Raw genomic sequence first — 14,101 nt, forward strand, 5'->3', positions numbered from 1 at the left:
GATCATGAAGCTCACCAAGCGGCTGCACTCCTGCGTCCAGCTGGAGAAGGACGGGCGCGTGCTCGTCATCGACCCGGGCGCCTTCAGCGAATCCGACGCGGGACTGGGGGCGGACGCCCTGCTGGTCACCCACGAGCACCCCGACCACTTCGACGAGGGCCGGCTGCGGGCCGCCCTCGACGCGAACCCGGCCGCCGCGCTGTGGACCCTGCGCAGCGTCGCCGAGCGGCTCGCCCCGGCCTACCCCGGCCGCGTCCACACCGTCGGCCACGGTGACGCCTTCACCGCGGCCGGGTTCGAGGTCCAGGTCCACGGCGAGCTGCACGCCGTGATCCATCCGGACATCCCCCGCGTCACCAATGTCGGCTTCCTCGTGGAGGGTTCCCTCTTCCACCCGGGCGATGCGCTGACCGTCCCCGAGGTGCCCGTGGACACCCTGATGCTCCCGGTGCACGCGCCGTGGAACAAGGTCGCCGAGGTGATCGACTACCTGCGCGAGGTCAAGCCGCGCCGGGCGATCGACATCCACGACGCCTACCTCTCGGAGATCGCCCGGCCGATCTACGACAACGCCCTCGGCGCCCTCGGCGGCACCGACCACGGCCGGCTCGCCGCGGGGGGCACCGCCGACCTGTGACGGGCGGCGCCGGGCGGTACCGGCCGGCTGTCAGTGCCGGGCGGTAGGTTGGTGGACATGCGTATCGCCACGTTCAACGTCAACTCGATCACCGCCCGGCTGCCCCGCCTGCTGGCCTGGCTGGAGAGCTCCGGCACGGATGTCGTGTGCATCCAGGAGACCAAGTGCTCGGCGGAGCAGTTCCCGCACGATCAGCTGCGCGAGCTGGGCTACGAGGCGGCCGTCAACGCCACCGGCCGGTGGAACGGCGTGGCCCTGATCTCCAAAGTCGGCCTGGAGGACGTGGTGACGGGCCTGCCCGGCGGGCCGGACTACGAGGGCGTCCAGGAGCCCCGGGCGATCTCCGCCACCTGCGGCGGGGTGCGCCTGTGGTCGGTGTACGTGCCGAACGGCCGCGAGGTCGAGCACGACCACTACGGGTACAAGCTGAACTGGTTCGGCGCGCTGACCACCGCCGTCGCGGAAGACGCGGCCGGCCCGCGCCCGTTCGCGGTGCTCGGCGACTTCAACGTGGCCCCGACCGACGAGGACGTGTACGACCCGGCCGTCTTCGAGGGCCTCACCCACGTCACCCCGGCCGAGCGCGCCGCCCTGGAGGCGCTGCGGGCCGCCGGGCTGTCCGACGTGCTGCCGCGCCCGCTCAAGTACGACCGCCCGTACACGTACTGGGACTACCGCCAGCTCGCCTTCCCCAAGAACCGGGGCATGCGCATCGACCTGGTGTACGGCAACGAGGCCTTCACCAAGGCCGTCACCGACGCCTACGTGGACCGCGAGGAGCGCAAGGGCAAGGGCGCCTCGGACCACGCGCCGGTCGTCGTGGACCTGGACCTCGACCGGTAGCACCCCGGTGCGCGCACCGGGGGCGGGCCCGGCCGGTTTCAGGCGCGTCCTGTGGCCAGCGGCGGATCCTGGTGCGAGGCTGGGCGGTATGAACATCCCCTTCCTGGACAACTGGCTTAACCGGCGCGAAACGGAACGGGGTGCGGGGCTCGCCGCCGCCCTCGCGGACGATCCCGAGGGCATCAACGAGTTGTTCTCGGAGTGCGAGATGCTGCGCTCGCAGGCGCGGGCGGCCGGGCTCCAACTGGATGAGAGTCCGGCCTCGTTGGAGGCGCTCGACCAGCTGATGCCCCGCTGGCGGCGGGACCCCGAGGCCGTGCCGTGGCTGGGCAACGACGCCGGCTTCTACCTCGGGACCGTGATCATCCGGACCATCCCGGGCACCGCCTGGCAGGTGTGGCCGAACGGCCGGCCGGTGATCCGGCTGGCCTCCGGGCGCGAGCTGAACGTCGTCGAATCCGGGGTTTCCTGGGCGATGACCGGCTCCCCGGAGCTCTGCCAGGCCTACGCGGAGGCCTCGGAGGGATAGCCCGGCCAGAGGTACGGCGACGGGCCCGGGCAGGGCACCGATGTTCTTTATGTGGCTTTTAGGCGTGTCGTCGCGAAGTCCCGTTCCGCGGCTGGATAGTTTGCGCTGACCTCGGCACTCCGACAAGTGGGCAGGGCAGCGCATGGCCGTCGATCCGTTGATCGAGCTGCGGGACGTCAACAAGCACTACGGGACCTTGCACGTCCTCCAGGACATCAACCTCACCGTCGGCCGCGGGGAGGTGGTGGTGATCATCGGCCCCTCCGGCTCCGGGAAATCCACCCTCTGCCGGGCCATCAACCGCCTGGAGACCATCGAGTCGGGCACGATCCTGCTCGACGGCGAGCCGCTGCCCGAAGAGGGCAAGGAGCTGGCCGGGCTGCGCGCCGAGGTCGGCATGGTCTTCCAGTCCTTCAACCTCTTCGCGCACAAGACCGTCCTGGCCAACGTCTCCCTCGCCCAGGTCAAGGTCAGGAAGCGCAAGAAGGACGAGGCCGACAAACGCTCCCGGCAGCTGCTGGAGCGCGTGGGCCTCGCCGACCAGGCCGACAAGTACCCCGCCCAGCTATCCGGCGGCCAGCAACAGCGCGTGGCCATCGCCCGGGCCCTGGCCATGAGCCCCAAGGCGCTGCTCTTCGACGAGCCCACCTCCGCGCTCGACCCCGAGATGATCAACGAGGTGCTGGAGGTCATGCAGCAGCTCGCCCAGGAGGGCATGACCATGGTCGTGGTCACGCACGAGATGGGCTTCGCCCGCTCCGCCGCCAACCGCGTGGTGTTCATGGCCGAGGGGAAGATCGTCGAGGACCGCACCCCGGAGGCCTTCTTCACCGCCCCCGAGAGCGAACGGGCCAAGGACTTCCTCTCCAAGATCCTCAAGCACTGAGGGGCGGCCCCGATGAAGCGCTTCCTGCGTTCCCGCCTGCCCGCGTACCTCCTCGCCCTCGCCCTGCTGGGCGCCGCCGCCGGATGCGGGAAGTCCGGCAGCCCCCCGGTCAAGGGGCCGCAGCCCGAGGACCTGCCCGCGTACAAGGTGGCGACCGGCTTCAGCCTGCCAGGGTCCCCCACCTGGGAGCGGGCCAAGCGGCGCGGCCACCTCGTGGTCGGCGCCAAGGAGGACCAGCCGTACATGGGGGAGAAGGACCCCGCGAGCGGCCGCTACTCCGGGTTCGACATCGAGATCGCCAAGATGATGTCGGCCTCCCTCGGCTTCGACCCCAAGACGATCGAGTTCAAGACGATCGCCTCCGCCAACCGCGAGACCGCCCTCCAGAACGGCCAGATCGACTACTACGTCGGCACCTACACGATCAACGACAACCGCAAGAAGCAGGTCGGCTTCGCCGGCCCCTACTTCATGGCCGGCCAGTCGCTCCTGGTGCGCAAGAACGAGAAGGACATCAAGGGCCCCGAGGACCTCGCCGGCAAGAAGGTCTGCTCGGCCGCCGGCTCCACCCCGTACCAGCGCCTCCAGAAGGAGTACCCGCGGGCCGTCCTCGTCGCCTACGACACCTACTCGGTCTGCGTGGACAACCTGCTGACCTACCAGGTCGACGCCGTCTCCACTGACGACTCCATCCTCCTCGGCTACGCCGCCAAGGTCCCCGAGGAGCTCAAGGTCGTCGGCAAGCCCTTCTCCGAGGAGCCCTACGGCATCGGCGTACCGCGCTCCGACAACGCCCTGCGCCTCGCCCTCGACGACGCCCTGGAGGAGAACGAGAAGAACGGCAACTGGAAGAAGGCCTACGAGGCCACCCTCGGCCTGTCCGGGGAGCCCGCCCCGAAACCGCCCGCCATCGACCGCTACCCGGCGGGCTGAGGGGAGACCGCACCGCCATGAAAGTGCTCACCGACAACTTCGCGCTCTACGGCGAGGGCTTCCTCGGAACCGTGCAGCTCACGGTCTACGCCTCGCTCCTCGCCCTGGTCCTCGGCTTCCTGATGGCCTCGTTCAGGGTCGCGCCGGTCGGCTCCTTCCGCGTCTTCGGCACGGTCTGGGTCACCGTGCTGCGCAACACCCCGCTCACGCTGCTCTTCTTCGCCGTGCTGCTGGGCCTGCCGCGCTTCGGCCTGGTGCTGCCCTTCCAGGTGTTCGCGGTCCTCGCGCTCGGCTGCTACACCTCCGCGTTCATCTGCGAGGTGCTGCGCTCGGGCATCAACACCGTCCCCAAGGGCCAGGGCGAGGCGGCCCGCAGTCTCGGCATGAACTTCAGCCAGACCCTCGCCGGCGTGGTCCTCCCGCAGGCCTTCCGCTCGGTGATCCCGCCCATCGGCTCCACCCTGATCGCGCTCGCCAAGAACTCGGCGATCGCCGGCGCCTTCAGCGTCACCGAGCTGCTGGGCACCTACAAGACCCTCAACGAGCTGGGCTACAGCATCGTCTGGACCTTCGTCTGGATCGCCGTCGGCTACCTGATCATCACCCTGTCCATCAGCGCGCTCTTCCACCTGCTGGAAAAGCGCTACGGAGTCGCCCGATGACCGCGCTCGCCCTGCACGGGGACACGCAGTCCACCGCCCTCTACGACTTCCCCGGCCCCAAGACCCGTCGGCGCCACTTCTACTACGGGATCCTGTCGACGGCGGTGATCCTGGCGCTGCTGGGCTGGATCCTCTACCTCCTCTTCGACACCCACCAGTTCACCGCCGCCAAGTGGAACCCCTTCACGTACGAGGGGATCCAGGAGCTGCTGCTCAGGGGGCTGGGGAACACCCTCAAGGCCTTCGCGTACGCCTCGGTGTTCTCGCTGGTGCTCGGCGCGGCGCTCGCCGCGGGCCGGCTCTCGGAGCACCGGCCGGTGCGCTGGCCGGCCACGCTGCTGGTGGAGTTCTTCCGGGCCATGCCGGTGCTGGTGATGATCTTCTTCATCTTCGTCGCGCTGAAGGTGCAGCCGCTGCCGGCCCTCGTCGCGGGACTGACCCTGTACAACGGCGCGGTGCTCGCCGAGGTCTTCCGTACGGGGATCAACGCCGTGGACCGGGGCCAGCGCGAGGCGGCGTACGCGCTGGGCATGCGCAAGACCCAGGTGATGACGTACGTCCTCGCGCCGCAGGCGGGCCGGGCGATGCTGCCCGCGATCATCAGCCAGCTGGTGGTGGCGCTGAAGGACACCTCGCTCGGCTACCTGATCACCTACGAGGAGTTCCTGCACGCGGGGAAGCTGATCGCCTCGAACCTCGACTACGACCTTCCGTTCATCCCCGTCGTGATGATCATCTCCCCGATCTACATCGGCATGTGCATGCTGCTGTCCTGGTTCGCCACCTGGGTGGCGAGGTACGAGCGGCGCAGCGTGAAGACCGAGGGGATCGTCGTCGCCCCGGCGGGGGAGGAGACCGTGCTGCCGGGCCGCTAGCGGGTCGGCTCCGCGGAGCCGACCCGCCCGGCAGCGGCCGTGGATCACTGCTCGCGCAGTGGCACCGAGACGTACGAGGGATCGGTGCGCGGCGAGGAGAAGGTCAGCTGCGCGCCGGTGGGGTTGTGCTCGATGTACAGAGGATCGACGGTGTCGATGACGAGGGCGAGGCGATGGCCGGCGGGTACGTCGTAAGCGGTGGAGAAGAGGTCCAGGTCCACGCCGAACGCCTGCCCCGGGGTCTTCCCGTGGAAGGTGTACGGGGCGTTGCTGACGAGCTTGCCGAGGCCGAGCGGGCCGACGTCGTAGAGGTACGCGACGAAGGTGCCGTCCCCCTTGGTGGGCGTGACGGTGGTGTGCAGCCGCACCGTGCCCCGCACGCGGCGGGCCGCGTCGTGGCGCTCGGACTGCCAGACGGCGGCGAAGGCGCGCGGCAGCAGCGGGATGGAGGCGACCGGCGGGGCCTTGGCGAACTGGTCGAGGACGCTGGAGAGGAAGATGACGCCGCCGTTGGCACCGGAGTCGACGTTGGCGAAGACGTGCTCGCTGTCGGGGAGCGGGATCCGCTGGGTGGCGGCGGCCCCGACCGACTTCCAGTCGGCGTAGCCCTCGTATCCGTCCTCGCTGCGGGACTTGATCTGCACCGGGGACTCGGAGTCGATGCCGCCCCGCTCGCCCTTGAGGTAGCGGTCGAACCAGCGGTGGGCGTTGGTCCAGGTGTCGTTGGGCAGCCCGAGCAGGCCGGTGGCCTCGGCCGTGGCGTGGTCGCCGGGGCGGAACTCCAGGCGCTTGGGGCCGGTCAGCTTCTCGAAGAAGGCGGCGTACTGGTTGGGCGGGAAGATGGTGTCGCCCCAGGCGTTGCCCAGCATGACGGCGGCGCCGTTGGCGTTGATCCGGTCGATCTGTTCGGCGGGCGATCTCTTCTTGCCCCACTCGATCATCTGCTGCTCGCGCTCCAGGTGGGAGCCGAGGAAGTCGCCGAGGATCTGCTTCAGTTCCGGGCCGGGCCGGCCGGTGAGGTAGCCGGCGGCGCCGAGCATCCCGGCGGCCTGGAGGTGCTGGGTGCGGCCCGAGTAGATGGACTCGATGAGGTCGGCCCAGCCGCTGAGCGCGACGACGGCCTTGATGCGGGGGTCGTGCGCGGAGGCCAGCAGGCTGATCCCGGCGCCGTACGAGACGCCGCCGACGCCGATCCGGCCGGGGTCGGCGGGGGTGGTGGCGAGGGCCCAGTCGATGACGGCGGAGACGTCGGCGATGTCCGGAGGCCCGGCGACCTCGATCTCGCCGCCGGAGAGCCAGAAGCCCCGCGAGGTGTAACTGACCACGACGTAGCCGGAGTCGGCGAGCTTCTTCGCCTGGGCGATGTATTCGATCTGCGGCATGCCCCAGCTCGTGGGGAGCACGATCAGGGGGTACTTCCGGCCCGGCTGGGCGCCGGCCGGGGTGAAGACGTTGCCCTTGAGGGTGATGCCGCCGGAGCCCGGGATGTCGTGGAAGCGGACCTCCGACGGGGCGGTGGCGACGGCGGGCGCGGGCGCCGCCTGGGCCTGGTGGGGGGCCAGGCCCAGGGCGGCGGCCGCCAGTACGGCCGTCAGGGCAGCCGCGGTGCGGGTGGCACGGACCATCGATCGCTCCTCGCGTGCGCCGGTGTCAAAGTGAGCCGACGGTAACGGGAGGGGCTTACCGGAGGTAACCCGCCAGTAAGTTACGTGGTGGTAACAATTGAACGAGAGTCAGGAGCCGGTGTGCGGCGGCGGGCCGGGGCGTCGGGGTCAGCCGTTCTGGGCGGTCCCGGACAGGGCGCTCTTGGACTTCCATTCGTCCCACGACAGGTTCCACTCGCCGTAGCCGTTGCCGATGTCGGCCTTGCCCTTGGAGCCGTTGCCCTTGACCTCGACCAGGTCGCCCACCTGGGCGGAGCCGAAGAGGGCCTTGGCGTCGGAGTCGCTCATGCCCACGCAGCCGGAGCTGGTGTTGGCACGGCCGAAGTTGCCGGTGTTCCACGGCGCGGCGTGGATGTACATGCCCGACCAGGTGACCCGCATCGAGTAGTCGACCATCTTGTCGTACGCGTCGGCCAGGCCCACGGTCCGGGAGTCCATCCGGATCGTGCCCTCCTTGGTCATCAGCACCATCTTCCCGGACCACGAGGCCTTCTGGCCGCCGGGCGTGCCCGCCGAGACCGGGATGGTCTTCACCTTCTGGCCGTCCTCGATCACCGCCATCGTGCTGGAGTCCAGGTCGACCTCCAGCCGGCGGTCCTTGCCGATCTTGAACTCGGTGTTGTAGTCCTTGACGAAGTAGCCGCCGCCCTGGCCCGAGTCCACGCCGTTGAGGTTCATCTCGACCTTGACCTCGGTGCCGGACTTCCAGTACTCCTTCGGGCGCCAGTCCACCCGGTCGTTGCCGGTGTAGTCCTTGAACCAGCCCCAGGAGCCCTCGGTGTTGTTCGAGGTGGTCACCTTCAGGTGCTTCTCCACCTCGGCCTTGTTCTTCACCGGGTTGTCGAAGACGATCGAGACCGGCTGGGCGATGCCCACCACCGGGTTCGCCTTGCCCGGGTTGATCGTGACCTTGTTCACCTTGTCCGCGGCCGCCGTCTTGAACTGGGCGCTTGCGGTCTGGCTGTCCTTGTTCCGCGCCTCGACCTTGTACTCCGTACCCGGCGCGGCATTGCGCTCGGAGGTCCACGTCCTGCCGTCGTCGGATATCTTGCCCGGCAGTTCGGCACCCTTGCCGTCGGACACCTTCACCAGCGCCAGCTTGCCCGCGCCGAGGGTGACCTTCACCGGCTCGCCGGGCTTGGCCTGATCGCCCGTGAGGTTCACGGACATCGCCATGTCCGGCTTCTTCTCGGCCTCGGGCTTCGCGTCACCGCCGGCGGTCGCGGCGCCGGAGCCGCCCCCGCATGCGGTCAGCGCGGCGGCCAGGAGCGCGGTCCCCGCCAGCATGGCGTGGCGACTGCGTGCGAAACGGCGTGTGCGGCTCAACGAAACCCCTCCAAGTAATGATTCGTCCGCAAAAGGAGATGCGAACGGCACGACTGTAGGTTGCGCATTCCGCCGAAAAGATCGGACTTTCGGTTGTGACGTCGACCGCAGCGAAACGGTCATCGTCCGGTCACAATCGCCGCGCACCACGGTCACGGGCCGCTGTGAGAGTCCCCGTACATCCCCACCCGGACGTACAGGAAGGGCCCTCAGCCATGTGCGCACTGCTCGTCACCGCCCCCCGGCAGCACCAGGACCGGGAGCTGACGGTGCGTCCCCTGTCCGTCCCCGAATACCTGGCATTCCTGTCCCGGCACGGCCGGGCGAGTTTCCTCCAGTACCCGTCCTGGGCCGAGGTAAAGGACCTTTGGCGCTCGGAAAGGGTCGGATGGCACTATCCCGGTAGCGAAATATCGGGTTCCGCTCTCGTCCTCTACCGTCAATTCCCCGGAACCCGAAAATACTTCGCCTACCTGCCCGAGGGCCCCGTCGCCGACTGGTCCGACCCGCACATCGACCGGTGGCTCGACCCCCTCATGCGCCACCTGCGCGCGGCCGGCGCCTTCGCCGTCCGGATCGGGCCCACACCCGCCTACCGCCGCTGGGACGCCGCCGCCGTCAAGGCCGCCACCGGACCGGGCCGCCGACTGTCCGACGTACTCGCCACCGAGGTCGACCCGGTCGGCGCCGCCCTCGCCGACCGGCTGCGCACCCGCGGCTGGAAGCGCTGCGGCGGCGAGGACGACGGCGACGCCCAGCCCCGCCACGTCTTCCGCGTCCCGCTCGCCGGCCGTTCCCCCGCCGACCTGTGGGGCGGCCTCAACCAGGAGTGGCGGCGCAACATCCGCAAGGCCGAGAAGGCGGGTGTCGAGACGGTCGTCGGCTCCGCCGCCGACCTGCCCGAGTTCTACCGGCTGCTGCGGATCACCGAGGAGCGCGACGGGTTCCGGCTCGGCCGCTCCCTCGCCTACTACGAGCGCCAGTACGAGGTGCTCAACGCCGAGGAGCCCGGCCGGATGCGGCTCTACCTGGGCGTCCACCAGGGCGAGATCCTCGCCGCCCACACGATGATCGTGGCCGGCTCCCGGGTCTGGTACCAGACCGGCGCCTCCGCCGACCACCGCCGCGAGGTCCGCCCCAGCAACGCCCTGCAGTGGCGCATGATGTGCGACGCCCACGCCCTCGGCGCCGACGAGTACGACATGCGCGGGATACCCTCCACCCTTGACCCCGATGATCGTCCGTTCGGTTTGCTGCGCTGGAAGCTCGGCACCGGCGGGCAGGTCGTCGAAACGCTCGGTGAATGGGAGACCCCGGTGGACGGATACGCCAACACGGCGCTCTACAAGGCCTTCCAGGCCTACCTCGCCCGCCGGTGACGGCCACCGACACCCGCCCGGCCGGTCCCGCCCCGGCCGCCGATCCGCCGGCGGCGCCCGCGAAGGGCTCGGTGGTGCGCAGCGGCGCGCTGATGGCGGCCGGCTCGATCGTCTCCCGCGCCACCGGGTTCGTCCGCTCCGCCGTCGTCGTCGCCGCCCTGGGCACCGGGCTGATGGGCGACGGCTACGCCGTCGCCAACACCGTCCCGAACATCCTGTACATGCTGCTCATAGGCGGCGCGCTCAACGCCGTCTTCGTGCCCGAGCTGGTCCGGGCCGCCAAAGAGCACAAGGACGGCGGCGCCGCCTACACCGACCGGCTGCTGACCGCCTGCACCGCGGCGCTCGTGCTGCTCACCGCCGTCGCCGTCCTCGCGGCGCCGCTGATCGTCGCCGGATACACCGGCTACACCGGGGCGCAGGCGAGCACCACCGTGGCCCTGGCCCGGTTCTGCCTCCCGCAGATCCTCTTCTACGGGCTGTTCACCCTGCTCGGACAGGTGCTGAACGCCCGCGGCCGGTTCGGCGCGATGATGTGGACCCCGATCCTGAACAACCTCGTCATCATCGGCGTCTTCGGGCTGTTCCTCTCCGTGTCGCACGGCTCCGCGGACGGCCTCACCGCCGCCGACACGCGGCTGCTCGGCCTCGGCACCACCGCCGGGATCGTCATCCAGGCCCTGGCCCTGATCCCCTCGCTGCGCGCCGCCGGCTTCCGCTGGCGCCCCCGCTTCGACTGGCGCGGCAGCGGCCTGGCCCGCCCGCTGCGCAACGCCGGCTGGCTGGTCATGCTCGTGCTCACCAACCAGATCTCCTACTGGGTCGTGACCCGGCTCTCCACCGCGACCGGCCGGCACGCCCACGCGGCGGGGCTGGCGGGCGGCGCCGGGTACACCGCCTACAGCAACGCCTACCAGCTGTGGATCGTCCCGCAGGGCATCATCACCGTCTCCCTCGTGACCGCGCTGATGCCCCGGATGAGCTCCGCCGCGACCGACGGCGACCTCGCGGCGGTCCGGCGCGACGTGTCGTACGCGCTGCGCTCCAGCGCCGCCCTCGTCGTCCCCGCCGCCGTGATCTTCGTGGCCCTCGCCCCCTGGGTGATGGGCGGCGTCTTCGAGTACGGGCGCACCACCGCCGCCGACATCGAGGTGATGGCCGGCATGCTCATGGCGTTCGCGCCCGGCCTGATCGCCTTCTCCGGTCAGTACGTCCTCTCGCGCGGCTTCTACGCCCTCTCCGACACCCGGACCCCGTTCTTCCTGAACCTGGTCATCGCCGGCCTGTGGGCCGCGCTGTCGATCGCCGCTTACCTGCTGCTGCCGCCGCGCTGGGCGGTCACCGGCATGGCCGGCGCCTACTCCGTCGCGCTCTTCGCGGGCCTCGCGGTCACCGCGTACACCCTCGCCCGGCGGCTCGGCCCGCGCGCGGGGACCCGTACCGAACGGCGGGCCACCGCCGTCCGCACCCACCTGCGGCTCCTGGCCGCCTGCCTCCCGGCGGGCGCCGCCGGGTACGCGGCCGCCCGCGCCGCCGAGCGGTTCGGGGACTTCGCCGCCGTGGGAGCGGGAACCGCGGCGATCGCCCTGGTCGTCGTCCTCCTCGCCGGGCCGCTGCGCCTGACCGAGATCACCGACCTGCTGGACTCCCTGCGGCGCAAGATCCGCCGTTAGCGGGAGGCACGGCCCCGAACCCCCTTGGACAATGACCGGATGCCACGCGTACTGCTGATCGAGGACGACCCTTCCATCCGCGAAGGGGTGGGCCTCGGCCTGCGCCGCCGCGGCCACGAGGTGAGCGCCGCCGAGACCGGCGAGGCGGGCCTCGCACTGATGGCGAGCTTCCGCCCGGAACTGGTGCTGCTCGACCTCATGCTGCCCGGGATGAACGGCGTACAGGTCTGCCGCCGCATCCGCGAGACCAGCCAGCTCCCGATCATCATGCTGACCGCGCGCGGCGACGACTTCGACATCGTCATCGGCCTGGAGGCCGGCGCCGACGACTACATCGTCAAGCCCGCCCGCACCGAGGTCATCGAGGCCCGCGTCAGGGCCGTCCTGCGCCGCCTGAGCACCCCGGCGGGCAGCCGTCCCGGGATCGAGTTCCACGGCGCGCTCGCCGTCGACCGCGCCGGACTGACCGTCGCCAAGAACGGCGAGCGCGTCCCCCTCGCGCCCAGCGAGATCAAGCTCCTGCTGCACCTGTCGGCCTCACCCGAGCAGGTCTTCTCCCGCCAGCAGCTCCTGGAGTACGTGTGGGAACACAGCTACCACGCCGACGCCCGGCTCGTGGACGCCTGCGTACGCCGCCTGCGCACCAAGATCGAGGACCCCGCGGGCAGCCCCCGCTACATACAGACGGTGCGGGGCTTCGGCTACCGCTTCGGCCCGCTGTGAGGCGGATCGCGCCGCTCGGGCTGCGCACCCGGCTGATCGCGGCGTTCCTGCTGGTCGCCGCGATCAGCGCCGTGACCACGGCCGCCCTGACCTACCAGCAGGCCCGCACGGCGATCCTCAAGCAGAGCCAGGACACCGCCGTCAGCACCCTGCGCGACCTGGTCGAGTCCCAGTCCGTCTCGCTGGCGATGGACCAGGAGCAGCTCCAGCGCATCGTCAACGAACTGGGCAAACGCGGCAAACCGCATCCCTGGACCGTCTTCGGCGAGTACGGGAACCTGCGGGCCTCCAGCGGCAGCTCGCCCACCTCCACCGTGGTCTCCGAGCAACTCCGCCGCCAGGTCACGGCCCATCCGCACGGCGCCTTCCAGCGGGTGACCGACGCCTCCGGCACCCCGTACCTCGCCGTCGGCATGCCGGCCGTCCTCAACCACGACGACACCCGCCAGTCCACCGGCCTGGTCGTCTTCGCCACGATGCCCCTGGCCACCGAGGCGAAGACGGTCGAGGCCATGGTCGAAGCCGCCAAGCGCGGCGCCGTCCCGGGCCTGGCCATCGCGGTCGTCCCCGCCCTGCTCGCCGCGCGCAGCGTGCTGCGCCCCGTACGCGACATGCGCAGCGCCGCCCTGCGCCTCGGCAGCGGCCGCCTCGACACCCGCATCGAGGTCCGCGGCGCCGACGAGCTCGCCGGACTCGCCCGCACCTTCAACGAGACCGCCTCCGCCCTCGAACAGTCGGTGAGCGAACTGCGGGACGCCGAGGTGCGGGCCCGCCGCTTCGCCTCCGACGTCTCCCACGAACTGCGCACCCCGCTCTCCGGGATGCTCGCCGTCACCGAGGTCCTGGACGAGGACGCCGGGAGCCTCGACCCCGACACGGCCGCCGCCCTGCGGCTGGTCAGCGCCGAGACCGGCAAGCTCGCCGTCCTCGTCGAGGACCTCATGGAGATCTCCCGCTTCGACGCCCGCGCGGCCGAACTCAACCTCGACGACGTGGACGTGGCCGAGGCCGTGCGCAAGACCCTGGAGCGCCGCCGCTGGGACGACGAACGGGTGGTCACCGACCTCCCCGAGCGGCTCCGCGCCCGGCTCGACCCGCGCCGCTTCGACGTGGTCCTCGCCAACCTCGTCGGCAACGCCCTCAGACACGGCGGCGCCCCCGTCCGCGTCACCGTACGCACCGAGACGCGGCCCGACGGCCCGTGGCTGCTCATCGAGGTGGCCGACAGCGGGCCCGGCATCGCCCCCGAGGTGCTGCCGCACATCTTCGACCGGTTCTTCAAGGCCGACGCCGCCCGTACCCGCTCCGCCGGCAGCGGCCTCGGCCTCGCCATCACCCTGGAGAACGTCCGGCTGCACGGCGGCACCCTGCACGCCGCGAACGGCCCCGCCGGGGGAGCCGTGTTCACGCTCGACATGCCGCTGGAGGCCGACGCATGACCCGGGTACGGACGACCGCCTGCGCCGCCCTGCTGCTCGGCGGCGTGCTCACCGGCTGCGGGATCAAGCCCACCGGGGTCATCGAGAGCGGCGCCGCCGCCAAGGTGGTCGTGCCCGCGCCCGACACCAAGGCGATGGTGTACTTCGTGGCCCCCGACGGTCGGCTCGTCCCCACGACCGAGCCGTACGACTCGGTGTCCGCGACCAACAACCTGCTGCGGCTGCTCATGGGCCCCACCCAGCGGGAGAGCGCCGCGGGCCTGGAGACCCGGCTGCCCCCGTGGGACCTCAAGAAGCTGGGTGCCAGCGCCGGGATGAGCGTCGTCTCGGCGGACACCATCGAGGTCGGCGTGCCGTTCGACGTCGGCCGCCTCTCCGAGACGGGCCGCCGTCAGCTCGTGTGCACGGTGGCCTCCACCAACCCGCGCTACAAGGTGGTCCTGCGCGGCGGGGACGCCGATCTCGCACCCGCCCGCTGCGACCTCGGCGACTGATCGTCCCCTTGCGGCGGGGCCGGTGCTCCCGCCACCGT

At 70.9% G+C, this 14,101-nt stretch carries 14 protein-coding genes; 12 read left to right on the forward strand and 2 right to left on the reverse strand.

The window, feature by feature from the left end:
* Window positions 1-4: 4 nt before the first annotated feature.
* The 7 genes from OG982_RS24705 to OG982_RS24735 all read left to right on the forward strand — a co-directional run bounded on the left by OG982_RS24705 (window position 5) and on the right by OG982_RS24735 (window position 5,365).
* Entirely contained in the window at window positions 5-637 is a 633-nt protein-coding gene (locus tag OG982_RS24705; RefSeq protein ID WP_266783202.1) for an MBL fold metallo-hydrolase, read from the forward strand.
* Between the two features lie 57 nt (window positions 638-694).
* The gene (locus tag OG982_RS24710) at window positions 695-1,480 is read left to right on the forward strand and encodes an exodeoxyribonuclease III (RefSeq protein WP_266783200.1); all 786 of its coding nucleotides are present in this window, start codon (window positions 695-697) and stop codon (window positions 1,478-1,480) included.
* A gap of 88 nt (window positions 1,481-1,568) precedes the next feature.
* Entirely contained in the window at window positions 1,569-2,009 is a 441-nt protein-coding gene (locus OG982_RS24715; RefSeq protein ID WP_266783198.1) for a DUF6278 family protein, read from the forward strand.
* 142 nt (window positions 2,010-2,151) lie between these two features.
* The gene (locus OG982_RS24720) at window positions 2,152-2,895 is read left to right on the forward strand and encodes an amino acid ABC transporter ATP-binding protein (protein ID WP_266783196.1); all 744 of its coding nucleotides are present in this window, start codon (window positions 2,152-2,154) and stop codon (window positions 2,893-2,895) included.
* 12 nt (window positions 2,896-2,907) lie between these two features.
* Window positions 2,908-3,828 carry a glutamate ABC transporter substrate-binding protein gene (locus OG982_RS24725; protein WP_266783194.1) on the forward strand — a complete coding sequence of 307 codons (921 nt, stop codon included), beginning with the start codon at window positions 2,908-2,910 and terminating at the stop codon, window positions 3,826-3,828.
* Window positions 3,829-3,845: 17 nt separating this feature from the next.
* Window positions 3,846-4,490 carry an amino acid ABC transporter permease gene (locus OG982_RS24730; RefSeq protein WP_266783192.1) on the forward strand — a complete coding sequence of 215 codons (645 nt, stop codon included), beginning with the start codon at window positions 3,846-3,848 and terminating at the stop codon, window positions 4,488-4,490.
* Window positions 4,487-5,365 carry an amino acid ABC transporter permease gene (locus tag OG982_RS24735; protein ID WP_266783190.1) on the forward strand — a complete coding sequence of 293 codons (879 nt, stop codon included), beginning with the start codon at window positions 4,487-4,489 and terminating at the stop codon, window positions 5,363-5,365. The genes OG982_RS24730 and OG982_RS24735 overlap by 4 nt, the downstream gene beginning before the upstream one ends.
* 44 nt (window positions 5,366-5,409) lie before the next feature.
* On the opposite strand, the gene OG982_RS24740 is transcribed toward OG982_RS24735, so the two are convergent.
* Window positions 5,410-6,990, reverse strand: coding sequence for a CocE/NonD family hydrolase (locus OG982_RS24740; protein WP_266783188.1), 1,581 nt, complete (start codon window positions 6,988-6,990; stop codon window positions 5,410-5,412).
* A gap of 147 nt (window positions 6,991-7,137) precedes the next feature.
* On the reverse strand, window positions 7,138-8,316 hold the full coding sequence (locus tag OG982_RS24745) for an Ig-like domain-containing protein (RefSeq protein WP_266791731.1): 1,179 nt from the start codon (window positions 8,314-8,316) through the stop codon (window positions 7,138-7,140).
* A gap of 254 nt (window positions 8,317-8,570) precedes the next feature.
* On the opposite strand from OG982_RS24745, the gene OG982_RS24750 reads away from it, so the two are divergent.
* Genes OG982_RS24750 through OG982_RS24770 form a run of 5 tightly spaced genes read left to right on the forward strand, consistent with a single transcriptional unit; the run spans window position 8,571 to window position 14,063 of the window.
* On the forward strand, window positions 8,571-9,734 hold the full coding sequence (locus tag OG982_RS24750; protein ID WP_266783186.1) for a peptidoglycan bridge formation glycyltransferase FemA/FemB family protein: 1,164 nt from the start codon (window positions 8,571-8,573) through the stop codon (window positions 9,732-9,734).
* On the forward strand, window positions 9,659-11,407 hold the full coding sequence (gene murJ, locus OG982_RS24755) for a murein biosynthesis integral membrane protein MurJ (protein WP_266783184.1): 1,749 nt from the start codon (window positions 9,659-9,661) through the stop codon (window positions 11,405-11,407). Before OG982_RS24750 ends, murJ begins: the two co-directional genes overlap by 76 nt.
* A 39-nt stretch (window positions 11,408-11,446) precedes the next feature.
* On the forward strand, window positions 11,447-12,130 hold the full coding sequence (locus OG982_RS24760) for a response regulator transcription factor (RefSeq protein ID WP_266783182.1): 684 nt from the start codon (window positions 11,447-11,449) through the stop codon (window positions 12,128-12,130).
* On the forward strand, window positions 12,127-13,569 hold the full coding sequence (locus OG982_RS24765) for a HAMP domain-containing sensor histidine kinase (RefSeq protein WP_266783180.1): 1,443 nt from the start codon (window positions 12,127-12,129) through the stop codon (window positions 13,567-13,569). Before OG982_RS24760 ends, OG982_RS24765 begins: the two co-directional genes overlap by 4 nt.
* Complete coding sequence (locus OG982_RS24770; protein WP_266783178.1) at window positions 13,566-14,063, forward strand: hypothetical protein; 498 nt, start codon at window positions 13,566-13,568, stop codon at window positions 14,061-14,063. The genes OG982_RS24765 and OG982_RS24770 overlap by 4 nt, the downstream gene beginning before the upstream one ends.
* Window positions 14,064-14,101: the final 38 nt, after the last annotated feature.

This window comes from Streptomyces sp. NBC_01551 (assembly GCF_026339935.1).
In the GTDB taxonomy this organism is placed as follows: Bacteria; Actinomycetota; Actinomycetes; order Streptomycetales; family Streptomycetaceae; genus Streptomyces.